24 protein-coding genes are annotated in these 25,359 nt (G+C 62.5%); 9 read left to right on the top strand and 15 right to left on the bottom strand.

All coding sequences use genetic code 11. The features are described from left to right. Positions 1 to 410 precede the first annotated feature (410 nt). From queC to IB264_RS28450, 4 genes are all read left to right on the top strand, one after another. On the top strand, positions 411 to 1,121 hold the full coding sequence (gene queC / locus IB264_RS28465; RefSeq protein ID WP_192434489.1) for a 7-cyano-7-deazaguanine synthase QueC: 711 nt from the start codon (positions 411 to 413) through the stop codon (positions 1,119 to 1,121). Continuing rightward, positions 1,121 to 1,477 (top strand): 6-carboxytetrahydropterin synthase QueD, encoded by a 357-nt coding sequence (queD, locus tag IB264_RS28460; RefSeq protein WP_192434487.1) that lies wholly within the window; start codon positions 1,121 to 1,123, stop codon positions 1,475 to 1,477. Before queC ends, queD begins: the two co-directional genes overlap by 1 nt. Beyond that, complete coding sequence (gene queE / locus IB264_RS28455) at positions 1,474 to 2,202, top strand: 7-carboxy-7-deazaguanine synthase QueE (protein ID WP_192434486.1); 729 nt, start codon at positions 1,474 to 1,476, stop codon at positions 2,200 to 2,202. The genes queD and queE overlap by 4 nt, the downstream gene beginning before the upstream one ends. A 383-nt stretch (positions 2,203 to 2,585) precedes the next feature. Further along, entirely contained in the window at positions 2,586 to 3,899 is a 1,314-nt protein-coding gene (locus IB264_RS28450) for an alkyl/aryl-sulfatase (RefSeq protein ID WP_192434484.1), read from the top strand. Positions 3,900 to 4,243: 344 nt separating this feature from the next. Here IB264_RS28450 and pcaF read toward each other — a convergent pair whose 3' ends face one another. From pcaF to IB264_RS28405, 9 genes are all read right to left on the bottom strand, one after another. Then, complete coding sequence (gene pcaF / locus IB264_RS28445) at positions 4,244 to 5,446, bottom strand: 3-oxoadipyl-CoA thiolase (protein ID WP_192434482.1); 1,203 nt, start codon at positions 5,444 to 5,446, stop codon at positions 4,244 to 4,246. Further along, positions 5,443 to 7,422 carry a 3-hydroxyacyl-CoA dehydrogenase NAD-binding domain-containing protein gene (locus IB264_RS28440; protein WP_192434480.1) on the bottom strand — a complete coding sequence of 660 codons (1,980 nt, stop codon included), beginning with the start codon at positions 7,420 to 7,422 and terminating at the stop codon, positions 5,443 to 5,445. The genes pcaF and IB264_RS28440 overlap by 4 nt, the downstream gene beginning before the upstream one ends. 11 nt (positions 7,423 to 7,433) lie before the next feature. Beyond that, positions 7,434 to 7,829: a RidA family protein gene (locus tag IB264_RS28435; RefSeq protein ID WP_025429118.1), complete on the bottom strand. Its 396-nt coding sequence runs from the start codon at positions 7,827 to 7,829 to the stop codon at positions 7,434 to 7,436. 92 nt (positions 7,830 to 7,921) lie between these two features. Continuing rightward, complete coding sequence (locus IB264_RS28430; RefSeq protein ID WP_057204709.1) at positions 7,922 to 9,118, bottom strand: acyl-CoA dehydrogenase family protein; 1,197 nt, start codon at positions 9,116 to 9,118, stop codon at positions 7,922 to 7,924. Positions 9,119 to 9,120: 2 nt separating this feature from the next. Further along, the gene (locus IB264_RS28425) at positions 9,121 to 9,963 is read right to left on the bottom strand and encodes an enoyl-CoA hydratase family protein (protein WP_192434478.1); all 843 of its coding nucleotides are present in this window, start codon (positions 9,961 to 9,963) and stop codon (positions 9,121 to 9,123) included. A gap of 8 nt (positions 9,964 to 9,971) precedes the next feature. Continuing rightward, the gene (locus IB264_RS28420) at positions 9,972 to 10,742 is read right to left on the bottom strand and encodes an SDR family NAD(P)-dependent oxidoreductase (protein ID WP_192434476.1); all 771 of its coding nucleotides are present in this window, start codon (positions 10,740 to 10,742) and stop codon (positions 9,972 to 9,974) included. Further along, on the bottom strand, positions 10,739 to 13,060 hold the full coding sequence (locus IB264_RS28415; RefSeq protein WP_192434474.1) for a bifunctional salicylyl-CoA 5-hydroxylase/oxidoreductase: 2,322 nt from the start codon (positions 13,058 to 13,060) through the stop codon (positions 10,739 to 10,741). Before IB264_RS28415 ends, IB264_RS28420 begins: the two co-directional genes overlap by 4 nt. A gap of 220 nt (positions 13,061 to 13,280) precedes the next feature. Continuing rightward, positions 13,281 to 13,805, bottom strand: a complete 525-nt coding sequence (locus tag IB264_RS28410; RefSeq protein ID WP_246811839.1) for a MarR family winged helix-turn-helix transcriptional regulator — start codon at positions 13,803 to 13,805, stop codon at positions 13,281 to 13,283. Positions 13,806 to 13,899: 94 nt separating this feature from the next. Next, the gene (locus tag IB264_RS28405) at positions 13,900 to 14,673 is read right to left on the bottom strand and encodes a GntR family transcriptional regulator (RefSeq protein ID WP_025429113.1); all 774 of its coding nucleotides are present in this window, start codon (positions 14,671 to 14,673) and stop codon (positions 13,900 to 13,902) included. A 161-nt stretch (positions 14,674 to 14,834) separates the two neighbouring features. Here IB264_RS28405 and IB264_RS28400 point away from each other — a divergent pair, with 161 nt between their 5' ends. The 5 genes from IB264_RS28400 (at position 14,835) to IB264_RS28380 (ending at position 19,914) form a co-directional block, all read left to right on the top strand. Then, entirely contained in the window at positions 14,835 to 15,815 is a 981-nt protein-coding gene (locus tag IB264_RS28400; protein WP_192434472.1) for an ABC transporter substrate-binding protein, read from the top strand. Positions 15,816 to 15,878: 63 nt separating this feature from the next. After that, on the top strand, positions 15,879 to 16,658 hold the full coding sequence (locus IB264_RS28395; RefSeq protein WP_025429111.1) for an ABC transporter ATP-binding protein: 780 nt from the start codon (positions 15,879 to 15,881) through the stop codon (positions 16,656 to 16,658). 5 nt (positions 16,659 to 16,663) lie between these two features. Continuing rightward, on the top strand, positions 16,664 to 17,587 hold the full coding sequence (locus IB264_RS28390; RefSeq protein ID WP_192434470.1) for an ABC transporter permease: 924 nt from the start codon (positions 16,664 to 16,666) through the stop codon (positions 17,585 to 17,587). A 15-nt stretch (positions 17,588 to 17,602) separates the two neighbouring features. Next, positions 17,603 to 18,850 carry a kynureninase gene (gene kynU, locus IB264_RS28385; RefSeq protein WP_192434468.1) on the top strand — a complete coding sequence of 416 codons (1,248 nt, stop codon included), beginning with the start codon at positions 17,603 to 17,605 and terminating at the stop codon, positions 18,848 to 18,850. Positions 18,851 to 18,942: 92 nt separating this feature from the next. Beyond that, positions 18,943 to 19,914, top strand: coding sequence for a threonine/serine dehydratase (locus IB264_RS28380; protein WP_192434466.1), 972 nt, complete (start codon positions 18,943 to 18,945; stop codon positions 19,912 to 19,914). 8 nt (positions 19,915 to 19,922) lie between these two features. Here IB264_RS28380 and IB264_RS28375 read toward each other — a convergent pair whose 3' ends face one another. From IB264_RS28375 to kynA, 6 genes are all read right to left on the bottom strand, one after another. Beyond that, the gene (locus IB264_RS28375) at positions 19,923 to 20,609 is read right to left on the bottom strand and encodes an ABC transporter ATP-binding protein (protein ID WP_057204698.1); all 687 of its coding nucleotides are present in this window, start codon (positions 20,607 to 20,609) and stop codon (positions 19,923 to 19,925) included. After that, positions 20,606 to 21,355 carry an ABC transporter ATP-binding protein gene (locus IB264_RS28370; RefSeq protein ID WP_192434464.1) on the bottom strand — a complete coding sequence of 250 codons (750 nt, stop codon included), beginning with the start codon at positions 21,353 to 21,355 and terminating at the stop codon, positions 20,606 to 20,608. Before IB264_RS28370 ends, IB264_RS28375 begins: the two co-directional genes overlap by 4 nt. Next, positions 21,348 to 22,319, bottom strand: a complete 972-nt coding sequence (locus IB264_RS28365; RefSeq protein ID WP_192434462.1) for a branched-chain amino acid ABC transporter permease — start codon at positions 22,317 to 22,319, stop codon at positions 21,348 to 21,350. Before IB264_RS28365 ends, IB264_RS28370 begins: the two co-directional genes overlap by 8 nt. A 7-nt stretch (positions 22,320 to 22,326) precedes the next feature. Next, on the bottom strand, positions 22,327 to 23,247 hold the full coding sequence (locus IB264_RS28360; RefSeq protein ID WP_192434460.1) for a branched-chain amino acid ABC transporter permease: 921 nt from the start codon (positions 23,245 to 23,247) through the stop codon (positions 22,327 to 22,329). A gap of 93 nt (positions 23,248 to 23,340) precedes the next feature. After that, complete coding sequence (locus tag IB264_RS28355) at positions 23,341 to 24,480, bottom strand: ABC transporter substrate-binding protein (RefSeq protein WP_025429103.1); 1,140 nt, start codon at positions 24,478 to 24,480, stop codon at positions 23,341 to 23,343. A gap of 42 nt (positions 24,481 to 24,522) precedes the next feature. Further along, positions 24,523 to 25,359, bottom strand: a complete 837-nt coding sequence (gene kynA / locus IB264_RS28350) for a tryptophan 2,3-dioxygenase (RefSeq protein ID WP_192434458.1) — start codon at positions 25,357 to 25,359, stop codon at positions 24,523 to 24,525.

Here is a 25,359-nt window from a genome sequence, read left to right as displayed (position 1 = left end):
CGGAAGACCATCGGCTATCTGTAGGGATGGAGGTGGTGCATTTCTTTGTCTTTCGAGGGGTTTCTGAAGACTAACCAATGTCTTTGCAAGTAACATCTGGTTTGCGATATTAAGTCTAATTATATCCAGGAAACTTGCGCTGCGAGTTGATCGACGGTCTGAATTTTAAACGGGGACGCCATTGGGGCCGTACAGGAACAGCCGTTAGCAGATCGCGATTTGAGCCGTGTCCCGCTTTTTTCATTAAATTATAGGATGATAAGCCATTGCTTAGGTCGGTTTTTGGTTTTCGGACATTTTGCTCGAACTTCTACACTCGACGCTAAGGGCTGGCCAAAACCGCAGCAATGGCTTAGAAGTGGCCCGCATCCGGTCGCAGCCCACCCGGTCAAAACAAGGGACCCATTATTATGAGAACTATCGTCATCTGCTCCGGCGGATTGGACTCCGTTTCGCTCGCGCACAGGATCGCGGCGGAGCACGAACTCGTCGGCCTTCTTTCCTTCGATTACGGCCAGCGCCATCGCAAGGAACTCGATTTCGCCGCTGCCTGTGCCCACCGGCTTGGCGTTCCACACCAGATCATCGACATCACCGGCGTTGGCCGGCATTTGACCGGATCGGCGCTGACTGATGACGTCGACGTGCCGGATGGCCATTATGCCGAAGAGACGATGAGGGCTACGGTGGTGCCGAACCGCAACGCCATCATGCTGGCGATCGCCTTCGGCCTCGCCTCGGCGCAAAAGGCCGACGCCGTCGCCGTTGCCGTCCATGGCGGGGACCATTTCATCTACCCAGATTGCCGTCCGGGCTTCATCGATGCGTTCCAGAAAATGCAGGACGAGGCGCTGGAGGGCTATGGCACCGTTCAGCTCCTTGCACCCTATGTCAATGTCCCGAAGGCCGCCATCGTTACGGACGGCGCCAAGCACGGCACGCCTTTTGGCGAGACGTGGTCCTGCTATAAGGGCGGTGCACGCCATTGCGGTCGCTGCGGTACCTGCGTCGAGCGGCGTGAAGCCTTCCATCTCGCCGGTGTTGATGACCCGACCGCGTATGCCGATCCGGATTTCTGGCGCGCTGCCACCCGCCGCTTCTCGGCAGAGGAGGTTCGCTGATGTACCGCATCACCAAGGAATTCCACTTTTCCGCCTCGCATCAGTTGAGCCATCTGCCCGCCGATCACCAGTGCGCGCGGCTGCACGGTCATAACTACATCGTTGAGGTTGAGCTTGCCGCCGCGGATCTCGACGACAACGGCTTCGTGCGGGACTATCACGACCTGGCCCCGCTGAAGCGCTACATCGACGGCAGCTTCGACCATCGCCATCTCAATGACGTGCTCGGTCATGAGCGGGTGACGTCGGAGTGCCTGGCCAGGCATTTCTACGACTGGTGCAAGGAGCGGCTACCGGAAACGTCGGCAGTTCGCGTCAGCGAGACGCCGAAGACCTGGGCGGAGTATCGGCCATGACGGGTGCGGCGATCCGCGTCAGCGAGATCTTCGGGCCGACAATCCAGGGTGAGGGCGTGTTGATCGGCCAGCCGACGGTGTTCGTGCGCACAGGCGGCTGCGACTACCGCTGTTCCTGGTGCGATACGCTGCACGCCGTTGACAGCGAGTATCGCGAACAGTGGCAACCGATGTCGGTCGAGGAGATCTGGATGGAGGTGAGACGGCTATCGGGCGGCGTGCCGCTGACAGTCTCGCTTTCCGGTGGAAACCCCGCCATCCAGCCGCTCGGGCCCTTGATCGATCGCGGCCATGGCGAGGGCTATCGCTTTGCGCTTGAGACGCAAGGCAGCGTCGCCAGGGACTGGTTCGCCGACCTGGACGTCCTCGTCGTCAGCCCGAAGCCGCCGTCGAGCGGCATGGAAACCGATTTCGAGAAACTCGATGATTGTCTTGCGATGGCGGCCGGTCGGCCGATGACGGTGCTCAAGATCGTCGTTTTCGATGATCACGACTACGCCTATGCCAAGGATATGGCCGGGAGATACCCGGCGCTGCCGGTCTATCTGCAGCCGGGAAACCACACCCCACCACCGCCGGACGACGCCAGTGCGACGGTGGACATCGATGGCGTCATGAACCGCATGCTCTGGCTGGTCGACAAAGTGACCGGCGACAGATGGTTCGATGCGCGGGTGCTGCCGCAGTTGCACGTCTTGCTATGGGGCAATCGACGGGGCGTTTAAGACAGGGAAAGCGCTGTCCATAATTTGGGCCGGGGCCCTTGCGGGCTTTCGTCCTGCTCAGTCTGCCCGCTCCGCTACTCGACGCGTGGCACCGACCAATCACCACTCAAACTGGAATATGAAAAGGCTTTCCTGCATCGCGACCGCCTGTCGGTCCGTCTGGTCACGGATGCCAATGGCAACCTCGTCGAACAAACCGGCTATGCCGCCTTCGGCGAGCGCACCAACACGGCGATTCTCAAAAATCAAAGGTACCATTCCAAGGTGGTATCTATTACCTCCCTTTGCAGCAGCAACTGCAGCGGCTCTACGGACTGCCAGCCGCTGCCATTCCTGGAGGTGTCATGCCAGGATCATGGAGCCGTGGGGTAGGAGTAGCTTTGATGGTCGTTTCAATTCTTGGCCTGTCGTCGCACCCTTTTGCAGATGAGTTCGCCGGACGTGAGCAACTACGAGAGAGTTCCTCCGAATTCCGGAAGGAGGTCATTAAAATCACGGACGGCGTCTTCGCCGCCGTTGGCTACTCGGCAAGCAACGTCACGCTGATCCAGGGACACAAGGGCTCGATTATCGTCGACACATCCGCGAACCCTGTCGACGCTGAGGCAATCGTGGGCGCCTTTGGGGATCGCTTGGTCCGTCCTGTCCGGGCGATCATCTACACCCACAATCACCCGGACCATTCTGGCGGCGCGAAGGTGTTTGCCGGGACTGACAAACCCGAAATCTACAGCCACCAGACGCTGGTGGAATCCGGTCCAGAGTTCGGAAGGGGACCGCGCGACGGCGGCGACGCCTTCGGCACGAAGCTACCCGACAACCTGTTCATCAACGCAGGCACGCAGCTCGAATACGGCCGTGTGACACCGCATACGCGGGAGGGCTACCTGCCGCCGACCCGCACCTTCAGTGGTGACAGTGAGACCATCGAGGTGGCGGGGGTCCGGATGCAGCTCATCCATACGCCAGGAGAATCTCCCGAGAACACGGCCATCTGGATCGCCGACAAGGGCGTGCTAATCCCCGGAGACGATTTTCTCAAATCGTACCCAAACCTTTCGCCGATTCGTGGCCTTAAGCTGCGCCCCCCGGAGAAGTGGATCGCCAGCCTCGACAGGATGCTCGCCTTGAACGCCACCTACCTGGTCCAGGGTCACATGCGTCCGATCCTCGGGAAGGACGAGGTGCGCAAGGCTCTCGTCGACTATAGGGACGGGATCAAGACCGTCCTCGACCAGACCCTTGCCGGCATCAAGCAGGGAAAGACGCCGGACGAGCTTGTGCAAGAGGTGAAACTTTCTCCTGAGCTGGCAACGAGTCCATACCTGCAAGAGTACTACGGCAGTGTCGCTTGGACCGTACGCGGCATTTACGCCGATTATGTCGGATGGTTCGATGGGAACGCCACCAATCTGAACCCTCTGCCACCTGCGGAGCGTGCCCGCAAAATGCTCGTAATGACAGGAGGGGCAGAGCAGATGATTGCTCGTGCCAGGGAAGCAGTCGAAGCAAAGGAGTTCCAATGGGCGGCCGAGATGATCGATTATGTACTGGCCATTGACCCTGCGAACATAGCAGCCAACGAGATCAAGGCCCGGGCACTAACCGAGTTGGGCGAGCGCCAGATCAACGCCACCGCCCGGAACTATTACCTCACCACAGCTCAGTATCTGTCGAAGGGAAAGGAACAGAACTAGTCTTCACAACGGAGTGGCCGTCACTAGACGGCGTCCGATGCCGGCGTCTTGCGCAACGGGAATGAAAGAGCTCCCATCATGGCTTCGAACACCACACGATAACCAGTTTCCGAGCCCTAGGTCCCTCTCAAACCCGTGCTCGCTCGGACGCGAAAGGCGGCGACCGATAACCGCGTTCTTTCACAAAGATCGGCTACGTCGCTTACCCAAAAAGGGTGCCGCCAGGCCGCACGGGTATCAACTGCCTGAATGGGGCGTTCTCGATTTTATTTCTACAACATGGACTGACGATCTGCGCAAACCGTGAGACACGCCAGGCCGTAATGCAGGAGCATCCGTCGGCATCACGGTCGCGTCAGTAACATCGAGATGCCTTGTCCAACGCCAATACACATGGTGGCGACAGCTCGCCTTGCTCCTCGAAGTTCAAGTTCCAGTGCTGCGGTCAGCGCAAGGCGCGCACCGGACATGCCGAGAGGATGTCCCAAGGCAATGGCGCCGCCGTTGGGATTTACGTGGGCGGCATCATCCGCAAGGCCTAGCTGCCGCATGCAGGCGAGAGCCTGGGCTGCGAAGGCTTCATTGAGCTCGAGGACATCGATATCGCCGATGCCAACGCCGAGACGGTCCAGGAGCTTTCTGGTGGAATAGACAGGGCCCATACCCATGATGCGTGGAGGAACACCCGCCGTTGCCATCCCTTCGACGCGAGCAAGCGGCGTGAGGCCGTAGTGTTCGACCGCGCGGCCTGAGGCAAGCAGAAGTGCGGCCGCGCCGTCGTTGACACCGGATGCATTGCCGGCTGTCACGGTGCCATTGGTGCGGAACGGCGTCGGCAGGTTGGCGAGCTTCTCGAACGTTGTCTCGCGCGGATGCTCATCCTCTAAGACGTGCGTCGTCTCGCCCTTGCGCCCTTTGATCGGATAGGGGGCGATTTCGCGCGCGAAGCGGCCGCTCTTTTGCGCAGCCGCAGCGCGGGCCTGGCTGCGGAGCGCAAAGCCGTCCTGGTCCGCGCGTGAGATAGCAAACTCGGCTGCAACGTTTTCGGCGGTCTCCGGCATGGACTCGATGCCGTACCGTTCTTGCATGACCGGATTGACGAACCGCCAGCCGATCGTCGTGTCGTGCACCTCGGTGCTGCGTTGGAAGGCGTTTTGGGCCTTCGGCATGACGAAAGGCGCGCGCGACATGCTTTCGACGCCACCGGCAATCACGACTTCCGCCTCGCCGAGCCGGATCGCGCGTGCGGCGTAACCGACGGCATCCAGCCCCGAGCCGCAAAGCCGGTTGATCGTCGTGCCAGGAACCGCGTCCGGCAATCCGGCAAGCAAGGCGGCCATGCGGGCCACGTTGCGGTTGTCTTCGCCCGCCTGGTTGGCACAACCGAAGACGACCTCATCGATCGCTTCGGCCGGTACGGACGCGACGCGCGCCAGCGCCTCGCGGATTACGTGCGCGGCGAGGTCGTCGGCACGGGCGACCGACAAAGCGCCGCCGTATCGGCCGATGGGCGTGCGGACGCCATCAATGATATAGGCCTCGCTCATGATTTCAGGTCCTTGCCTTGCTGCGCGGTAAACATCGGCCCGCCCTTGTGGGCCGGAAAGCCGTAACCGTTGATCATCACCAGATCGATGTCGCCGGGGCGCGCGGCGATGCCTTCGGCCAGCAGCGCCGTTCCTTCATCGACCATCGCCTTCAAAAGCCGGCCCATGATCTCTTCGGCAGTGATGGCTCGCGGCGTGATGTTCTTGGCGGCGCGCGCCGCCTTGATCATCGCCGTCACTTCCGGATCGACGGTGCGCTCGCCGTTGGGGTAGGCGTACCAGCCGCGGCCACTCTTGCGGCCAAGACGGCCCGCCTCGCAAAGCCTATCGGCGATCTCGACATAACGTGCGGCAGGATCCCGCGTCGCGGCCTGCCGCTTCCGGCGCGCCCAGGCGATCTCCAACCCGGCCATGTCATTGACGGCGAAGATGCCCATCGGAAAACCGTAAGCTTCGAAGGCGGCGTCGATCTCGTCCGGCACGGCGCCATCCTCGAGCATGAACTCTGCCTCGCGACGATAGGCGGAGAAGATGCGGTTGCCGATGAAGCCCTCGGTAACGCCGCAGACGACGGGTAACTTGCCCAGGCGTTTGACGAAGGCGAGTGCACTCGCCAGCACATCGGGCGCGGTCTTGGCGCAATCGACGACTTCGACAAGCCGCATGACATTGGCGGGCGAGAAGAAGTGCAATCCGACCACCCGCGACGGATCGGTCGTCGCCGCGGCGATCACGTCGGGATCGAGGTAGCTGGTGTTGGTCGCCAAAATGGTGCCTGGCGCAAGGATGCCGTCGAGCCGGCGAAACAAGTCCATCTTGACCTGGAGGTCGTCGAACACCGCTTCGATGACGAGATCAGCGGTGACGAGGTCTGCCGCTTCAGCGGTGGTCTGTAATCGGGCGATGCAGTCGTCGCGTCCATCCGCGTCCATCCGTCCGGAGCGGACGGTTTTGTCGAGTGTCTCGGCAATGCGGGCGCGCGCGTCGGCGGCTGCTTCCTTTGTCTGTTCCAAAGCGATGACGCGACAGCCGCTGGTCAGGGCCGAGACCGCAATGCCTGCCCCCATCAGCCCCGCGCCGACCACCGCAATTGTCTGAATTCTGCGTGGCGAGACTGTCTCTAACCCTTCGACCTTGCCGGCGGCGCGTTCGGCAAAGAATACGTGCCGCAGGGCAGCGGACTCGACGGAGTCGCGTAAACGCAGGAATGTGCCGCGTTCTTCCGCCAATCCCTGTTTCAGATCGACTTGACCGGCCGCCTTGACGAGACGTACCGCCTCGACCGGAGCGGATTGGCCGCGGGCTCGCGCCAGGACCTTCGCCTCCGCCGCGCTGACGGCTGCTGCGTCCACCGTCGGGACCGCCATCAAGCCGGTGCGACGGAGCGGCTTTGCACCCAGTTCGCGCAGGAGCGTAAGGGCGGCGGCTACAGGGTCCGCGGCGGTGCCATCGGCAAGGCCGAGTGCGACAGCTTCGCTCACGTTGACGGTGCGCCCCGTTCCGATGAGATCGATGGCCGCGATCGTGCCGATCAGCCGTGGCAGGCGTTGTGTCCCGCCAGCACCCGGAACGATGCCGAGCTTCACTTCGGGCAGTCCGAACGCGGCCTTTTCTCCAGCTATGCGGCCGTGGCAGGCGAGCGCCACCTCGCAGCCTCCGCCAAGGGCGGAGCCATTCACCGAGCAGACGACCGGCTTTTCGAAAGTCTCGATGCGATCGATCACCTCGGAAAGCATCGGCTCCATGGGAGGTTTGCCAAACTCCTTGATATCAGCACCGCCGATAAACGTGCTGCCCGCACCGGTGATCACGAGACCGGTAATCGTCGGAAGGTCAGTAGCATGATCCAAAGCAGCCATCAGGCCGGACCTGACATGCGCCGACAGCGCGTTGACGGGCGGGTTGTCGATGGTGACGACGAGAGCACCTTGTTCCCGACGGGCGGAAACGCTCTGCGAAAATCTGATCTCTGGCATGTCGGCAATCCTCAATCGGGGATGACGGCCGTGGCCTGGATCTCGATCTTGGCCCGGTCTTCGACCAGCGCGACCACTTGCATTGCCGCCATTGCAGGGAAGTTCCTGCCGATGATGTCGCGGTAGGCTTGGCCGATACCGCGGAGGTTACCGATATATTCCTGCTTGTCGGTGAAGTACCAGGTCATCGTCGTGATGTGGTGCGGCTCCGCCCCCCCGGCGGCGAGCACCGCGACCACATTTTTCAGAGTCTGGCGGACCTGCTCGACGAAATCATCGGTTTCGAACTCGGAGCGCTCGTTCCAGCCGATCTGACCGCCGACGAAGAGAGTGCGGCCCTTCGCAGCGACGCCGTTGGCATAGCCGATGGGCTTTGCCCAACCTTCAGGTTGCAGGATGGTGTGCATTGGTTGTCTCCAGATGTTGCGTCAGTGCGGCTCGGATATCGTCCGGCCATGCAAGGGAAGCGTGGTTGGCGAGCGAGGTGGTGACGCCACCGTTATCGTGCCGTGCCCTTCATCAGCTCGCGGCCGATGATGAGCTTTTGAACTTCGGTCGCGCCTTCGTAGATGCGCAGCGCACGGATCTCACGATAGAGCCGCTCTGTGATCTCGCCGACGCGTACCCCCCGACCGCCGAAGAGCTGCAGCGCCTGGTCGATGACCCACTGCGCATTCTCCGTCGCCGTCATCTTGGCCATTGCCGCCTCGCGAGTCGTCGGCCGCTTTTGCACGTCGCGTTGCCACGCCGTGCGGCAAGTCAGAAGGGCTGCGGAGTCGATCGCCGTTGCCATGTCACCGAGTGTGCTTTGCGCGGTCGGCAGGTCGGCAAGCGTTGCGCCAAACATCTTGCGGTTCTTCGCATGTGCCACCGCCTCGTCGAGCGCGCGACGGGCAAAGCCGATCGCGGCGGCAGCGACGGATGGGCGGAAGATGTCGAGCGTGCGCATGGCGATCTTGAAGCCTTCGCCCGGGCTGCCGAGAAGCTGTGACGACGGAATACGGCAATTGTCGAAACGAAGCCGGGCGAGCGGATGCGGCGCAATCGTCTCGATGCGCTCGGCGATCGTGAAGCCCGGCGTGTCGGCAAAGACCACGAAGGCGGATATGCCACGCGTGCCGGGCGCCTCGCCGGTGCGGGCAAAGACAGTGTAGACGTCGGCAATGCCTCCGTTCGAGATCCAGGTCTTCTCGCCGTCGAGCACGAAATGGTCGCCGTCGCGGCGCGCCGCACAGGCCATCGCCGCAACATCCGAGCCCGCATCGGGTTCGGAAAGCGCAAAGGCGGAGATGCACTCGCCGCGGGCGACCTTGGGTAGGATGGCCTGCTTCAGCGCCTCGGAGCCGGAAAGGCTGATCGCGCCAGTCCCCAGCCCCTGCATGGCGAAGGCGAAGTCGGCAAGCCCGTCGGTATAGGCGAGCGTTTCGCGGATGAGGCAAAGCGATCGGCTGTCGATGTCTTCGCTCGTACCGCCGAACGCCTTCGGCACGCAATGGCGAAGTACGCCTGCAGCGCCGAGCGCTGCGACCAGATGTTTGCAGGCGGCATCCACATCCCGGTGATCGACTTCGCCAAGACCGCCGCCGGCAACGAAGCCGTCCAATTCGGCGGCAAGCGCGCGATGCCTATCCTCGTAGAATGGCCAGTCGAGATGGTCGCGGGTTGGTGGGCGCAAAGCCGTCTCATGGGAACTCATGCTCAATTCCCTTTGAATTCCGGCTTCGCCTTGGCGGCAAAGGCCTCGAAGGCGCGGCGGAAGTCGCCGGTCGCCATACAGATCGCTTGGGCCTGCGCTTCCGCTTCGATCAGCTGATCGATGCCCATCGCCCATTCCTGGTCGAGCATCTTCTTCGTCATAGCATGGGCGAACCACGGGCCGTCGGCGATGCTGCGTGCGAATTTCTGCGCCTCGGCAAGCAGCGACGGACGCTCGTGGAGGGCGTTGTAGAAGCCCCAGGCGTGGCCCTCGGTCGCGGTCATGACCCGGCCGGTGAAGAGCAGTTCGGCGGCACGGCCCTGGCCGATAATGCGGGGAAGGATGCCGCAGGCGCCCATGTCGGCGCCGGCCAGCCCGACGCGGGTGAAGAGAAACGCCGTCTTCGCCTCCGGCGTTGCCACGCGGAAGTCGGAAGCCATCGCCAGGATCGCGCCGGCACCGGCGCAGATGCCGTCGACGGCTGATATGACGGGCTGCGGGCAGGCGCGGATCTGGCGCACCAGTTCGCCGGTCATGCGGGTGAAATCAAGCAGATCCGGCATCGACATGCGCGTCAGCGGCTCGATGATCTCGAAGACGTCGCCGCCGGAGGAGAAGTTGTCGCTGGCGCCGGTCAGCACCACGGCGCGCACATCGCTGGCGCGACCAAGCGCCCGGAAGAGATCGCAAAGCTCCTCGTAACTTTCGAAGGTCAGTGGGTTCTTCTTTTCCGGACGGTCGAGCGTGATCGTGGCGACCCGGCCGTCAGCGTCCGTTTCGAACAGGAAGTGCTTGGCCGTATGGTCTTTGAAGGCGCGCTTCTTGGCCTGCATCGGGTTTGTCATGTCTATCCTCAGAGAACTTCGCCGCCCGCCACTGGGATGGCCTGGCCGGTGATCGCGGTTGCCTTCTCCGACACGAGCCAGGAGACGGTGTGTGCGACCTCGTCGGGCGTCACCAGGCGCCCTTGCGGATTGGAACGGGCAAGGCTGGCGCGCGCCTCCTCGCGCGAACGGCCAGTCTTCTCGCTGATCGTGTCGAGCGCACCGTCGATGAGCGGCGTGTCGGTGAACCCCGGGCAGACGGCATTGACGGTCACGTCGGTGCGGGCAAGTTCGAGCGCCAGCGCCCGCGTCAGGCCGATGACGCCGTGTTTCGAGGCGCAATAGGCTGAAACATAGGCGTAACCGGTGAGGCCCGCGGTGCTTGCGACATTGACGATCCGGCCGTTGCCGGCCCGGCGCACGGAGGCAAGGGCTGCCTGCGTCACAAGAAACACCCCGGTCAGGTTGACCGTGAGCACTCGTTGCCAGAGTGAAAGATCGGTTTTCTCGAACGGCGCCGAAGGAGCCTCGCCGGCGCAGTTGACGAGAACCGCAATCTCTCCGCTCTTCGCAATCGCAGCCGAAATGCCTTGCTCGACCGCTGCCGGGTCGGTCACATCGAACTCATGGTGGACGTGGGCTTCGCCGCCTGATGAGTGGATTTCCTCTTTCACGGCTTCGAGCGGCGCGGCGCGGCGCCCCACAAGGCTGACGATATGGCCATCGGCTGCGAGTGCTAGCGCGATCGCCTTGCCGATGCCGCTTCCGGCGCCCGTGACGAGGGCGTGTCTGCGGTTCATGGCTTGCCTACCGTCGTTGCGGCGCGCGCCAGATTGTTCACATATTGCGCGCGGGCGGAGTGGTATTGCTTTGGCCAGGGCTGCCCGTCATAGCCGATCTTCGCCGCCTCGTGCATGACGAAGGACGGGTCGGCCAGATGCGGACGCGCAATTGCGCAGAGGTCGGCACGGCCGGCCGCAATGATGGAATTGGCGTGGTCGGCTTCGGAAATCGCTCCGACGGCGATGGTCGGAACCTGGATCTCGTTGCGGATCTTGTCGGAAAATGGTGTCTGGAACAGCCGGCCGTAAACAGGTTTTTCTTCCTTCACCACCTGACCGGAGGAGCAGTCGATCATATCGGCGCCGGCTTCCTTGAACAGGCGGGCGAAAATCGCCGCATCGTCAGGAGTGTTGCCGCCTTCGTGCCAGTCATGCGTCGAAAGGCGCACCGACATCGGTCGGTCCTCGGGCCACGCCTTGCGGATCGCGTGGAACACTTCGAGCGGAAAGAGGGCGCGGGACGCATGGTCGCCGCCATAGTCGTCCGTGCGGAGGTTGGTGAGCGGCGACAGGAAGCTCGACAGCAGGTAGCCGTGCGCCACGTGCAGTTCGAGGATGTCGAAACCGAGGTCACGGGCGCGTCCGGTCGCCTGCACGAAGTCGGCGACGACGAGGTCCATGTCGGCTCGGGTCATTTCGCGCGGCGTATCCGAATGCGCGAGGTAAGGCAGGGCCGACGCGGAAATGAGCGGCCAGGCGCCCTCGTTCAAGGGCTGGTCGATCCCCTCCCAGGCCAATTTGGTCGCACCTTTTCTTCCGGCATGCCCAAGCTGGATGCCGATCTTGGCAGGCGTCTGCTGGTGCACGAAATCGACGATGCGCTTGAAGGCCAACGTCTGTTCGGCGTTCCAGAGTCCCAAGCATCCGGGCGTGATGCGGGCGTCAGGCGACACGCACGTCATTTCAGGAAAAACGAGGGCTGCGCCGCCCATGGCGCGCGCACCGAGATGCACCAGGTGAAAGTCGTTGGGCACGCCGTCGGTCGCCGAATACATCGCCATTGGCGAAACGACGATGCGATTCCTGAGCGTCAGGCCGCGAAGCTTGAAAGGCGTGAACATCGGCGGCGGAACCGTGCCATTCGACGCCGGCTCGGCGCCGGCACGTTCGGCGAACCAGCGTTCGAAACCTTCGAGCCAGTCCTTGTCGCGAAGGCGAAGATTCTCGTGGCTGATACGCTGTGAGCGGGTCAGCATCGAATACATGAATTGCTCCGGCTCCAGCGTATCGGCATAGCGCGTGCCGGCGACTTCGAACCACTCCATCGCATTGCGCGCCGCATTTTGGATGCGGGCGACATCAACCCGGCGTATCTCCTCGTAAGCCGCGAGCACAGCCGGGATGTTGGCTTCGTCGTGGCCGAGGATATCGAATTGTCGGGTAAGCTCGATGGCGTCATCGATCGCAAGCTTGGTGCCCGAGCCGATGGCGAAATGCGCAGTGTGGGCGCTGTCCCCCATCAGGACGACGTGGCTATTGCCGTTGAAGTGGCTCCACTTCTCGCAAATCAGCCGGCCGAAGTTCAGCCAGGCAGAGCCGCGCAAGTGCCGCGCATTGGTCATCAGCCTATGGCCGTCGAGCGTCTCGGCAAAGAGTTTTTCGCAGAACTCAATCGACTGCTGCTGGTCCATATGGTCGAGACCATGGGCCTGAAAGACGTCATCCGTGGTTTCGACGATGAAGGTCGAGGTGTTCTCATCGAAGCGGTAGATATGCGCCTGGAACCAGCCGTGTTCGGTGCGTTGGAAGTCGAAGGTGAAGGCGTCGAAGCGCTTGTCCGTGCCGAGCCAGACATAACGGTTTGGCCGAACGACCATGTCGGGTTGGAATACGTCGGCGTATCTATTGCGGATCCTCGAGTTGACGCCGTCGGAGGCGATGATGAGGTCCGCATCGGCGAATTCCTCGTCGCTTTCGACGTCGTGCTCGAACGCGAGTTCGACACCGAGTTCGAGGCAGCGATCCTGGAGGATATTGAGCATCTTCTTGCGGCCGATGCCGACGAAGCCGTGGCCCGTCGTCCTGATCTTACGGCCCTTGAAAACCAGTTCGATGTCGTCCCAGTGGTTGAAAGCGACCTCGATCGCCTCGGCAGTCTCCGGATCCCATTGGCGCATCGACTGCATCGTCGCATCCGAGAAGACCACCCCCCACCCGAAGGTGTCGAAGGCGCGGTTCCGCTCGACGACCGTTATGCGGTGTTCCGGGTGCTGGCGCTTCATCAGCAGCGCAAAATAGAGGCCGGCTGGCCCGCCACCGATACAGACGATCCGCATGTCGTTCTCCTCCCGAGCTCCGGCTGCGTGTGTCACCGTCCAGATGGCGTCGACCGTCATCCCGGACTGCGAGGAGCAGGGTGGACTCGTTCCAGAGAAATTTCAAGCTTAAAATTGTTTCGACAAATGTGACGACGCTACATGCGTCCGGAGTGCGGTGCGCGAGTGGCGAACCGTTTCGGAGCATCTCGGGAGACGGCGGAAAGAAAGGCGCAGTGCCTTAAGTGTTCCGGGCCAACGCAGCAACGATGGATCGCTTGAGCTTGGCAAGCTCGTCCATCAACACACCGCCCTCCTTCGCTGAAAGTCCAGCGAACAGGTCGGAGATCCAGTCGGAATGCCTTGCCGCCATCTTCTCGAATTCGGCGCGGCCGAAGGGCGTCAGCGCGATGATCTGTACACGTCGATCCGTCGGCAGTGTCGTACGGCTGATGCGACCGCTCTCGGTCAGCCGTTCCACAAGAACCGTTATGTTGCCGGGTGAGACCATCATGCGCTTAGAGACTTCCCCCAGCACCATGCCATCAGGCGCTCGCTCGAGCTGGGCCATCAGGTCGAAACGTGGCAGGGTGGAGTCGAATTCTTCCCGGAGCCGCCGGCGGACTTCGCTCTCGACCAGTGTCGAGCACGTCAGCAGACGCAGCCAGAGCCTGAGCTCGACACGGTGATCGCCGGGAGCCTCGAGGGCCTTGGTCTCGCCATCCACCCATTCCGGCGAGATGTCGAACTTGTCTTCACCCATCATACCAAACGTCCACTTTCGCAAAGCTGCAGGCGTATACTGCCGCCTTGCCCTTATTAGAGATGTTTCCGGCTCTTGGACAGGCTGCGTTGGGCCGTCATTTGGACGCAACCCCCGGCAACGACGGGTGCCCGGAAGATTGAGAACGGCCACCGTCCTCGGATTGGACATAGACATTGACGGTAAAGCCGATGTGGTCGGCCATCAGCGTCCTGGCGCGCTCGAAATCTCGATCAAGTGCCGCCTCCATCAGCTCAGTGTGATGCTCGATCGCCATCGCGTCTTGCAAGGCGGCGACCGCTTCCTCGTATCCCTTGCTCATCCCTGCGGCAGCCCTCAATGTCGGGGCCAGGCTGAGGAAACGGTGGTGGCGACGAAGCTGATCGGAAATCGTTGACTGGAAGCGGGTCAACCAGTTCGATCGTGCCGCACCGATCAGTGCTGCGTGGAAGGCGGCGTGCTTTTCGTCCCACTCGTCGATCTCGCTTTCGGAGAAATGCTCGACCGAGACTTTGCAGCGGGACAGCCGGTAATGCGCGGTGACGACGGCCGATTCCCATGCGCTGTCGCCGTTCTCGATCGACTCGAGAAGCAACGGCATTTCGACGGCCAGGCGCGCGCGTGTGAGATCGTCCAGTTCCTCGCGCGAAACCGGAGCAACGGCAAAGCCGCGGTTGCTGATCGCCGTGACCAGGCCTTCCGCCTCCAGACGCGACAGTGCTTCGCGCAGAGGTGTCCAGCCGATTCCGTAGCTTTCGCGCAGCACACTCAGCTTCATCGGCGCGCCAGGCTTGAGACGCGTCGCCAGGATATCGCGTCGCAGCAGCCGGTAGGCCAATTCGGTTTTGGTCGACTGTTCGTGGTCTTGCATCAAGTTCCCTTAACGCCCGCATCGGATCGATACAAATATATATAGTTCTGCGACTCTGATGAAAATATATATATTTATTTGACAAGAAGTCTGACCGTCTCCATCATCCACCCACGCCGCCGAGGAGGGCGGTAACGCTCGTCAAATTCTGGGAGGGATGTATGAGCAAGAGGACTTGGCTTTCGGGATTGGTTGTCGCCGGCGCGCTGGCGTGGGGAGCGGGAACGGCCGCTGCCGATCCGATCCGTATTGGCATCGCCAATTTCGGCGAACATCCGCAATTGAGCGCATCGATCGCCGGCTTCAAGAAGGCGCTCGCTGAAAACGGCTTCGTCGAGGGCACCGATGTCGTTTACACTGAAAGCCACACCAACTTCGACGCCTCGCTTGTTCCGCAGATGATTGCCAAGCTGCAGGCCGAGCAACCGAAACTGATCTACACGATCACAACGCCGGTCTCGCAGATCGCCAAAAAGGCGCTCGCCGGATCCGGTATTCCGGTTATCTTTTCCGCCGTCACCGATCCGGTCGCCGCGAAGCTGGTTCCGTCCTGGGGGGCGGGTGACGACGGCATGACTGGCGCGACGGACCTTCAGGATGTGGCTGCCGTGATGGCCTTTACCCGCAAGCTCCTTCCGGAGGCCAAGCGCTTCGGCGTGCCGTACAACCCTGGCGAGGCGAACGACACGGCGCTGCTCGAGAAGATCAAGGCGGCTGCACCGGCCGCCGGCTTTGAGGTCGTGGCCGTTGGCGTCGACAACGTCAACGACATCCAGCAGCGCATTGCCTCCTTCGCCGGCAAGGCCGACGTGATCTATACGCCCGCATCCAACCTGCTCCAGCCGGCAATCGGCGCCGTCTCGGCGGCTGCACGCCAGGCGCAGATCCCGATCGTCAACTCCGACGATGGTGCTGTGCGCGACGGCGTCGTGCCGGCAAGCTTTGCCGTCAACTACGAGCAGGTCGGCATGAATGCCGGCAAGATTGCCGCGGAGATCCTTGGGGGCAAGGACCCGAAGACGATCGCGCCGTCGCGTCCGAGCTATGAGGACCATGCACCGCTGATCTCGAAGAAAGCGGCGGCGGCCTTCGGCATCGCAATACCGGCATCGCTCGCCGATTGCGGCTGCCTGGTCGACTGATTTTGGGCGAATAGGTGACGGCGTCGGGAGCGCCGTCACTTCATGGGTTATGAGGGGGAGCCAATGCTGGAAATCAGATCGGCCCGCAAGGTCTTCTACAAGGGGCAGGCAGACGAAAAGGTCGCACTCGACGGCCTCAGCCTCAGCCTTGCAACAGGCGAGTTCGGCGTCGTCATCGGCTCGAACGGCGCCGGCAAGAGCAGCATGCTCAACGCCATCTCCGGGGCGCTCGCGCTCGATAGCGGCCAGATCGTCATCAATGGCGACGACGTGACGGCGACGCCCGTGCACAAACGCGCCATGCGGCTTGCGCGCGTGTTCCAGGACCCGATGCGCGGTACCGCCGCCAGCATGACGGTGGCCGAAAACATGCTGCTCGCCGAGCTTCGAAGCAACAAGCGCACCCTGCGCCGCGGGCTGAACGCGGCAAGGCTCACCGCCTACAAGGAGCGCCTGTCGCTTCTGGGCCTCGGCCTCGAAAAGCGTCTCGACACGCGCGTGGAGCTACTGTCGGGTGGCCAACGGCAATCGTTGTCGTTGATCATGGCGGTCGGCGGTTCGCCGGAGCTGCTGCTGCTCGACGAACACACCGCGGCGCTCGACCCGCGCACTGCCGACATCGTCATGCAAGCAACGATCCGCGCCGTCGAAGCCTTGAAGCTGACGACGCTGATGGTGACGCACAACATGCAGCATGCCGTGGATTTCGGCCACAAGGTCGTCATGCTCGATGCCGGGCGCGTCCGCCTCGAAATCGATGGCAAGGACAAGGCCCAGACGACGGTGCCGGACCTGATCGGCCATTTCTCCGTCAAAACCGACCGCATGTTCCTGGCGAGCTGACGATCATGGATATTATTCAAAACACAATCGCGAGTTTCGTCTCGCTCGTTCCCGTCACGCTGGCCCAGAGCCTGATCCTTGCCTTCGTCGTGCTGGGGATCATGATCCCGTTTCGCATGCTGAGCTTCCCGGATCTGACCAGCGAGGGCGCGTTCCCGCTTGGCGGTTGCGTCTGCGGTGTACTGATGGCGGCCGGCATGTCGCCGCTCGCCGCGATTGCCATCGCACTCCTCGCCGGTTTTGTCGCCGGCTGCTGCACGGCGTTCATCCATCTGAGATTCCGCATTCACACGTTGCTTGCCGGCATCCTGATGATGACGATGCTCTATTCGATCAATCTGCGCATCATGGGCCGGTCGAACCTGTCGGTTTTCGGGGCGCCGACGATGTTCGACTGGGTGCCAGGGCTGCAGCCGGGCTTCCCGGCAAGCAAGATCGTTGTCGCCGGCCTCATCGCACTCATCGTCTTCTTCCTGCTCTATCATTTCTTCAGGACCGAGAAGGGAACGGCGATCCGGGCCGTCGGTGCCAATCCCGACATGGCGGAAGCGCAGGGCATCAACGTCTGGCTGGCGACGATCGGCGGCGTCGGGCTTGCCGGCGCGTTTTCGGCGGCAGGCGGAGCGCTGATGGTGCAGTCGCAGGGCTTTGCCGACGTCAACATGGGCCTCGGCATCCTTATCAATGGGCTCGCGGCGCTGATGATCGGCGAGGCGATCGTCGGAAAGCAAAGCGTGTTGCGCCAACTCGCCGCCCCGTTTGTCGGCGCGGTCGTCTACTATCAGCTCGTCTCCTTCTGCCTGGCCGCCGGCATGCCACCACCGGATCTGAAACTTGCGACTGGCCTCTTCGTTCTCGCCATGCTGGCTCTTCCGAGCATCAAGCGAAGCCGCGGGCCGGCACCCGCCCGCGAAACCGTTCGTGAATAACCAAGGACCATCTTCATGAGTGCAGTTCCTGATTTTGCAGCGATCGAGGCGATGGATGCGGCCGACGTGCTACGTCCGATGCGCGATCGTTTCATCCTGCCACCGGGCCTCATCTATCTCGACGGCAACTCGCTCGGCGTTGCTTCGACCGCTGCCTTCGACGAGCTTCGCAAGGCGGCGACGGAGGAATGGGGCCAGGATCTCATCCGAAGCTGGAACACGGCCGGATGGTTCGAGATGCCGCTTGCGCTCGGGGACCGGGTTGGCCGACTGATTGGCGCGGCGGCCGGCCAGACGGTCGTTTGCGACACCACATCGATCAACATCTACAAGGCCCTGCATGCGGCGATGGCGCTGCGGCCGGAGCGCTCGGTGATCGTCAGCGAAGGCAGCAGTTTCCCGACCGACCTCTACATGGCCGAGGGCGTGGTCTCGACGCGTCCGGGTGCGGCGCTGCGTCTCGAAGGGGTCGATGCGCCCGAGATCGAAGACCTGATCAACAGTGACGTTGCCGTGGTTCTGGTCAACCACGTGAACTACAAGTCCGGCGAACTGCGCGACATGGCGGCGCTGACGCGCAAGGCGCATGAGCATGGCGCGCTGATCATCTGGGATCTCTGCCATACGGCAGGCGCGCTGCCGATCGATCTTGAGGGCGCTGATGTCGATTTTGCCGTCGGCTGCACCTACAAGTACCTGAACGGCGGTCCCGGAGCACCAGCATTCATCTATGCCGCGACGCGTCACCATGGCGATATCCGCCAGCCGCTCAGTGGCTGGTGGGGGCATGCGCGCCCCTTTGCCTTCGAGAAGCACTACGCGGCCGGCGAGGGGATCCGCCGCTTCCTTTGCGGAACGCAACCGATCCTGTCGCTTCGGGCGCTCAAGGGCGCACTCGACGTCTGGGACGAGGTCGACATGACCAAGTTGCGTGAGAAGAGCATCCGGCTCACCGACCTCTTCATCACGCTGGTTGAGGCGAAATGCGGCGCCTACGGCCTCGAGCTCGAGAGCCCACGTGACGGCGCGAGGCGCGGAAGCCAGGTTTCGTTCAGCCATCCCAACAGCTACGAGATTATGCAGGCGCTTATCGCCCGCGACGTCATCGGCGACTTCCGCGCGCCGTCGACGATTCGTTTCGGTTTCACCCCGCTCTATGTAAGCTACGCCGACGTTTGGCAGGCGGTCGAAATTCTGGAAGAGATCCTGCGCACCGGTACATGGCAGGATGCGCGCTTTGCCGTTCGTGCGGCCGTGACCTGATCTGATAGCATCGACAAGCTGCGGGCGGCATACCGCCCGCAGCGTCACACTGAGACGCCGATAAAGATCGCGCCGCCCAGGGGACTTTCGCAATGACCGCTGCACCACACCGGCCGACATTGGACGAAATCGCCGAGGCGCGTGGCCGCATCGCTCCCCACGTCGCGCGCACGCCGCTGGTCAGGCTCGACCTCGGACTTTCGGACCGGCAAATCTTCCTGAAACTGGAGACGCTTTCTCCGATTGGCGCCTTCAAGCTCCGCCCAGCGCTGAATGCAGTGCTGTCGCGCGACCCTGCTGCTCTGCGGGGCGGCGTGGCGGTCACGAGTTCCGGCAATATGGCCTACGGCATGGCCTGGGCCGCGCGCCTCATCGGTGTTCCGATGGTCGCCTATATGTACCGCGGAGCGCCACAGACCAAGATCGAGGGCGTGCGCGACCTTGGCGGGGAGGTGCGCTTCGTGAGCGCGGAGACCTGGTGGGACTACATTGTCTGCGCGGACAGCCCGGATGCGCCGGAACTGCTGATCAATCCGGTGACCGATCAGGCGGTGCTTTCCGGCAACGGCTCGATCGGCATGGAAATCGTCGAGGACCTGCCCGATGTCGACGTGGTGCTGACCCCCTATGGCGGCGGCAGCATGACCACCGGGGTCGCCAGTGCCATCAAGATCGGTTCCCGGTCGGCACGCGTCTTTGCGGTCGAAGACGACAGCGCCGCCCCGGTTTGCGCCGCACTTGAGGCGGGGCGGATTGTGATGATCGAAACCCGCCCGTCCTTCATCAAGAGCATCGGCGCTCCGTCGCTGGTCCCGCAGCTTTGGCCGGTCGCACGCGAACTGATCGACGGGGCCATTGCCGTCAGTCCCGCTGAGGTGACAGACGCGATGCGGCTTTTGTTCAGGAAGGCCAAGATCGTGGCAGAAGGTGCGGGCGCCGCCTCACTTGCCGCCGCGATCGCCCGACCGGACCTTAAGGGAAACATCGTCTGCGTGATTTCCGGCGGCAATATCGACGCTGTGGCCTATTCCGTCATGCTTGGTGGCGGCATTCCCGCCGCCTGACTGAAAGCTTAGACGCCGAGATAGCGATCCTGAAGCGCCGGCGTCAGCGCTGCCGGCGATCCCGTGAACACCGTCGCGCCCTTCTCCAGCACGAAGCAGCGGTCGGCGAGGGGTAGCAATTCCGAAAGCGTCTTGTCGACGACGAGGATCGATTGGCCGGCCGTCTTCAGCGTACGGATCGCCGACCAGATGTCCTGCCGGATCACTGGCGCCAGGCCCTCGGTCGCCTCGTCCAGAATGAGCAGGCTGGGATTGGTCATCAGCGCCCGGCCGATGGCAAGCATCTGCTGCTCGCCACCGGAAAGCGTATTGGCATATTGGTCGCGCCGTTCGCCGAGGCGGGGAAAGAGCGCGACCACCTTCTCCAAGGTCCACTCGCTGCCACGAGCGGTGGCAACGAGGTTTTCCATGACGGTGAGGTTCGGGAAGCAGCGCCGTCCTTCGGGCACGAGGCCAAGGCCGAGTCTGGCGATCCGGTGCGGCCGCATGCCGAAGATCGCCTTGCCCGCGAAGCTGATCACACCTGAGCGCGGGCGCACGAGGCCGAGGATGGAGTTGATCGTCGTCGTCTTGCCCATGCCGTTGCGGCCCATGAGCGCAACCACTTCGCCCTCCCGCACATCGAGATTGACGCCGAAGAGCGCCTGGGAAGCGCCATAGAAGGTTTCGAGACCTTTCAGTTCCAGCAGGCTCACGCGGCTTCTCCCAGGTAGGCGCGGCGCACTTCCGGGTCGCTGCGTATTTCCTCGACCGTGCCCGTCGCGATGATGCGGCCATAGACAAGCACGGATATCCGATCCGCCAGTGCAAAGACCGCGTCCATGTCGTGCTCCACAAGCAGCATCGGTGCCTGCTGGCGCAACCCATCGAGGAAAGACGTCAGCCGTTTGGAGCCCTCCGGCCCCATGCCGGCCATCGGCTCGTCGAAGAGGAAGGCCTTCGGCGAAAGCGCCAGCGCAATGGCGATTTCAAGCTGCCGGCGTTCTCCGTGCGAGAGTGCGGCTGCGGGTACATGGGCGCGCGCGGCGAGGTCGACGCGCTCCAGCATCGCCATTGCCGGTTCGGTCAGGTCCTTGTCATCGACCACCTGGCGAAAGAAACGAAAGCTGCTGCCACGGCTTGCCTGCACCGCTAGCATGACGTTGCGAAGGGCCGAGAACTCCTGCGCGAGCGAGGAGATCTGGAAGCTGCGCGCAAGTCCAAGCCTCGCACGGGCGGCCATGTCGAGCCCACTGATGTCGTGGCCGAGAAAGCGGATCGTGCCGCTATCGGCCTTGAGCGAACCGGCGATCTGGTGGATCAGCGTGCTTTTTCCGGCGCCGTTCGGACCGATCAGCGCATGGATTTGTCCCGGGTGAAGCTTAAGGCTCACCCCGTCGGTGGCCTTGAGCGCGCCGAAGGATTTTCTGAGGTCGCGGATTTCAAGAATGGCCTCAGACATGGCGCGGCTTTCCCGAGAGCAGGCCCAGCAGCCCGCCGCGTGCAAAAAGCACGATGCCGAGCAGGATGAGGCCGAGGAAGAACTGCCAGCGCTCGGTGATGCCGCCGAGCACATATTCGAAGAACACGAAGATCATGGCGCCGGCGACGGGCCCGAACAGCCGGCCCTTGCCGCCGAGAATGATGAGAACGATCAGTTCGCCCGACATGTGCCACGACAGCATCGAAGGGCCGACGAAGCGATTGAGATCGGCATAGAGCGCACCGGCAAATCCGGTGATCATCGCGGAGACCGCGAAGGCGACGAGCCGGATGTTGAAGGGCGCGATGCCGACGGCGGCAAGGCGGGTGCCGTTCTGTCGCGCTGCCTGCAGGGCACTGCCGAAGCGTGAACCCTCGACGATGCGGAACAGGAGAAGCGTTGCCATCAGCGCGGCGTAGCAGACCAGGAAATAGGGCAGGGGCTTGGCGGTATTGACGCCGGGAAAGGCGTTGCGCATCGACATCGACAGGCCGTCTTCGCCGCCATAGGCCGGCCAGGAGATTGCGAAATAGTAGATCATCTGCGCGAAGGCGAGGGTGATCATGATGAAATAGACGCCTGTCGTGCGCAGGCTGATCGCACCGATGGGCAACGCAACGAGCCCTGCGACCACCACCGCCGTTATCCAGATGAGTGGCATCGACGTGGTTGCCGGAATGTCGGCGAACAGCGGTTCGCCATTGAAGGCGTGCGTCGCAAGGATACCCGCGACATAGCCGCCGAGGCCGAAGAAGGCTGCATGGCCGAAGGAAAGCAGCCCGCCGAGCCCGAGCGCCAGGTTGAGGCCGACGGCGGCAAGTGCCAGCACGGCGACGCGGGTTGCAAGCGTCACATAGAAGGGCTCGCCCATGCCGACGGCGACAAGCGGTGCGCCGAGTAGGAGGAGCGCCAGAAGCAGATTGACTGTCGTTTCGCGGTTCATCGGGACCTCACGACTGCGCGGCAAACAGGCCGCTCGGCCTGAAGGCGAGGATGAGGGCCATGACGACATAGATCAGCATCGAGGCCAGCGCCGCCCCGATCGTGGTTGCCTGCGATGCGGGCATGGTCAATGCCAGCAGCGAGGGCAGCAGGAAGCGGCCCATGGTATCGACGACCCCGACGATCACAGCGCCGACGAGCGCACCCTTGATGGAGCCGATGCCGCCGATGACGATGACGACGAAGGCGAGGATAAGCACCGGTTCGCCCATTCCGACCTGCACCGACTGCAGCGCCCCGACCAAGGCGCCGGCAAGGCCTGCAAGGGCTGCGCCGAGCGCAAAGACGACTGTGTAAAGCGTGCCTATATCGACGCCGAGCGCTGCGATCATCTCGCGGTCCGACTCGCCCGCCCGGATGCGCATGCCGAGCCGGGTCCTGGAGATCAGCAGATAAAGGCTGACGGCAACCGCGATGCCGACGCCGATGATCGCCAGGCGATAGAGCTGATACTGACCGCCGCCAGGGAGCGGCACAGCGCCCTGAAGCAGGGGCGGTATATCGAGATAGAGCGGGAACGGGCCGAAAATCCAGCGCGCACCTTCGGACAGGATCAGGATCAGCGCGAAGGTGGCAAGCACCTGATCGAGATGATCACGGTCGTAGAGCCTGCGGATGACGGCGACCTCGATGATCGCACCGACGCCGGCGGCGGCCGTGAGGCTGGCGATCAGCCCCAGCCAGAAGGAGCCGGTCGCGGCTGCGACGGTGGCGCAGGCGAAGGCGCCGATCATGTAGAGCGAGCCATGGGCGAGATTGATCAGACCCATGACGCCGAAAATCAGCGTCAGGCCGGCGGCCATCAGAAACAGCATCACGCCGAGCTGGAGCCCGTTGAGCAGTTGTTCGATCAGGAGTGCGGTGAACAAGAGACCGGTCCAAGCTTGGTGTGAGGGGCGCATGGATCATCGACCGGATGTCAGCACGAAAGCCGAGCACCCGGGCGACGACGGGTGCAAGTCTTACATCCCGCACTTCTCGGCGTAGGCATCCTTGTGATGCTCGAAGGCAGTCGCGATGATCTTGTTGGTCAGGACGCCGTCATCTTCCTTCACCACCTCGCGAACGTAGATGTTCTGGATCGGGTGGTTGTTGTTGTTGAAGGCGAACTCGCCGCGCACGGACTTGAAATCCGCTGCCTTGAGCGCCGCACGGAAGGCGTCCTTGTCCTTGACGCTCGCCTTTGAAAGCGCTGCGAGGATCAGGTTCGCCGTATCCCAGCTCTGCGCCGCGTAGATCGAGGGCAGGCGCTTGTACTCGGCCTTGAAGGCTTCGACGAATTTCTTGTTGGCTTCGTTGTCGAGATCCTTGGACCAGGTTGCCGAATTCTTGACGCCAAGGGCCGCGTCGCCGATCGCCGGCAGAACGTCCTGGCTAAAGGAGAACCCGGGCCCCATAACCGGGATGCCGACGCCCGACTGGGCATATTGCTTCATGAAAGCGATGCCCATGCCGCCGGGCAGGAAGAAATAGACGCTATCGGCACCGGAGGCGCGGATCTGGGCGATCTCTGCGGCATAGTCCGTCTGGCCGACCTGGGTATAGATCTCGCCGGCAAGGTCGCCCTTGTAGTAGCGCTTGAAGCCGGTCAGCGCGTCCTTCCCGGCCGGATAGTTGGGCGCCAGGACAAAGGCGTTCTTGTAGTCTTTGTTGGCGTATTGTCCCATCGCCTCATGGAAGTTGTCGTTCTGATAGGCGACGTTGAAATAGTTCGGGTTGCAGTTCGCACCGGCAAGCGCCGAAGGGCCGGCATTGGGCGAGAGATAGATCACGTCCTGTGCTACCGCGTTCGGAACGACGGCCATGGCGAGGTTCGACCAGATGATCCCTGTCATCAGGTCGACCTTGTCGCCCTGGATCATCTTCTCGGCGATCTGCACCGCAAGTTCCGGCTTCTGGGCATCGTCTTCGATCACCAGCTCGACGTCCTTGTTGCCCGATTGCTTAATCGCAAGCGTGAATGCGTCGCGCATGTCGATGCCGAGACCGGCGCCGCCGCCCGAAAGCGTGGTGATGACGCCGATTTTCACCGGCTCGGCGTAGGCAAGGCTCGACGTCGCAAGCACGAGGCCAAAAACGCTCGCTGCCAGAATGCGGTTCATGCTGTTCTCCTCCTAGTAGGTTCCCTTTTGAGTTGTGTTCTATCAGAGACCTGTGCGCACATGCCAGAGCTCTGGGAAGAGTTCCACCTCGAGCATCTTCTTGAGGTAGGACGCGCCGGATGTTCCCCCGGTTCCGCGTTTCATGCCGATGATGCGCTCCACCGTCGTGACGTGGTTGAAGCGCCATCGACGGAAGTAATCCTCGAAATCGACCAGCTTCTCGGCGAGCTCATAGAGCATCCAGTAGCGCTCGGGATCGCGGTAGACCGTCTGCCAGGCCGCAAAGACCTTGTCGCTTTCCGTGCGCGTTTCGCGCCAATCCGTCCTGTCTGCTTCCTCGCCGACATCGAACCCTTTGCGAGACAGGAGCCGGATCGCCTCGTCATAGAGCGACGGTGCGGCTAAGATCGCTTCCAGCTGTTTAAGGATCTCGGGACGATGCGTGTGTGGTCCGAGCATGGCGACGTTGCGATTGCCGGCGAGGAACTCGATCGCCCGGTATTGCCACGACTGGAAGCCGGATGACTGCCCCAGAGACTCGCGGAACTGCGTGTATTCGCTGGGCGTCATCGTGCGAAGCACGTCCCAGGCGCTGTTCAACTGTTCGAAGATGCGCGCCACGCGCGTCAGCATCTTGAAGGCGGGTTCCAGCCGGTCTTCACGGATCGACCGGACAGCCGCGTTGATCTCGTGCAGCGCGAGTTTCATCCAGAGTTCAGACGTCTGATGCTGAATGATGAACAGCATCTCGTCATGAGCCTTTGAGAGCGGCTCCTGTGCGTCCAGCACTTTCTCCAGCATGAGGTAGTCGCTGTAGGACATGCGCCCCTTAAACGACATCTGGGCGCCTTCCTTGGAAGGATCGTATGGTTCGCTCAT

Source organism: Ensifer sp. ENS11 (assembly GCF_014851895.1).
GTDB lineage: Bacteria > Pseudomonadota > Alphaproteobacteria > Rhizobiales > Rhizobiaceae > Ensifer > Ensifer canadensis.
Note: the sequence above shows the minus strand (reverse complement) of the source record. Positions and strands in the feature narration are given on the sequence as shown.

What these genes read in the sequence shown, in the direction of transcription:
- queC (WP_192434489.1), top strand. Translation starts at nt 411, where the DNA reads ATGAGAACTATCGTCATCTGCTCCGGCGGATTGGACTCCGTTTCGCTC.
- queD (WP_192434487.1), top strand. Translation starts at nt 1,121, where the DNA reads ATGTACCGCATCACCAAGGAATTCCACTTTTCCGCCTCGCATCAGTTG.
- queE (WP_192434486.1), top strand. Translation starts at nt 1,474, where the DNA reads ATGACGGGTGCGGCGATCCGCGTCAGCGAGATCTTCGGGCCGACAATC.
- IB264_RS28450 (WP_192434484.1), top strand. Translation starts at nt 2,586, where the DNA reads ATGGTCGTTTCAATTCTTGGCCTGTCGTCGCACCCTTTTGCAGATGAG.
- pcaF (WP_192434482.1), bottom strand. Translation starts at nt 5,446, where the DNA reads ATGAGCGAGGCCTATATCATTGATGGCGTCCGCACGCCCATCGGCCGA.
- IB264_RS28440 (WP_192434480.1), bottom strand. Translation starts at nt 7,422, where the DNA reads ATGCCAGAGATCAGATTTTCGCAGAGCGTTTCCGCCCGTCGGGAACAA.
- IB264_RS28435 (WP_025429118.1), bottom strand. Translation starts at nt 7,829, where the DNA reads ATGCACACCATCCTGCAACCTGAAGGTTGGGCAAAGCCCATCGGCTAT.
- IB264_RS28430 (WP_057204709.1), bottom strand. Translation starts at nt 9,118, where the DNA reads ATGAGTTCCCATGAGACGGCTTTGCGCCCACCAACCCGCGACCATCTC.
- IB264_RS28425 (WP_192434478.1), bottom strand. Translation starts at nt 9,963, where the DNA reads ATGACAAACCCGATGCAGGCCAAGAAGCGCGCCTTCAAAGACCATACG.
- IB264_RS28420 (WP_192434476.1), bottom strand. Translation starts at nt 10,742, where the DNA reads ATGAACCGCAGACACGCCCTCGTCACGGGCGCCGGAAGCGGCATCGGC.
- IB264_RS28415 (WP_192434474.1), bottom strand. Translation starts at nt 13,060, where the DNA reads ATGCGGATCGTCTGTATCGGTGGCGGGCCAGCCGGCCTCTATTTTGCG.
- IB264_RS28410 (WP_246811839.1), bottom strand. Translation starts at nt 13,805, where the DNA reads ATGATGGGTGAAGACAAGTTCGACATCTCGCCGGAATGGGTGGATGGC.
- IB264_RS28405 (WP_025429113.1), bottom strand. Translation starts at nt 14,673, where the DNA reads ATGCAAGACCACGAACAGTCGACCAAAACCGAATTGGCCTACCGGCTG.
- IB264_RS28400 (WP_192434472.1), top strand. Translation starts at nt 14,835, where the DNA reads ATGAGCAAGAGGACTTGGCTTTCGGGATTGGTTGTCGCCGGCGCGCTG.
- IB264_RS28395 (WP_025429111.1), top strand. Translation starts at nt 15,879, where the DNA reads ATGCTGGAAATCAGATCGGCCCGCAAGGTCTTCTACAAGGGGCAGGCA.
- IB264_RS28390 (WP_192434470.1), top strand. Translation starts at nt 16,664, where the DNA reads ATGGATATTATTCAAAACACAATCGCGAGTTTCGTCTCGCTCGTTCCC.
- kynU (WP_192434468.1), top strand. Translation starts at nt 17,603, where the DNA reads ATGAGTGCAGTTCCTGATTTTGCAGCGATCGAGGCGATGGATGCGGCC.
- IB264_RS28380 (WP_192434466.1), top strand. Translation starts at nt 18,943, where the DNA reads ATGACCGCTGCACCACACCGGCCGACATTGGACGAAATCGCCGAGGCG.
- IB264_RS28370 (WP_192434464.1), bottom strand. Translation starts at nt 21,355, where the DNA reads ATGTCTGAGGCCATTCTTGAAATCCGCGACCTCAGAAAATCCTTCGGC.
- IB264_RS28365 (WP_192434462.1), bottom strand. Translation starts at nt 22,319, where the DNA reads ATGAACCGCGAAACGACAGTCAATCTGCTTCTGGCGCTCCTCCTACTC.
- IB264_RS28355 (WP_025429103.1), bottom strand. Translation starts at nt 24,480, where the DNA reads ATGAACCGCATTCTGGCAGCGAGCGTTTTTGGCCTCGTGCTTGCGACG.
- kynA (WP_192434458.1), bottom strand. Translation starts at nt 25,359, where the DNA reads ATGAGCGAACCATACGATCCTTCCAAGGAAGGCGCCCAGATGTCGTTT.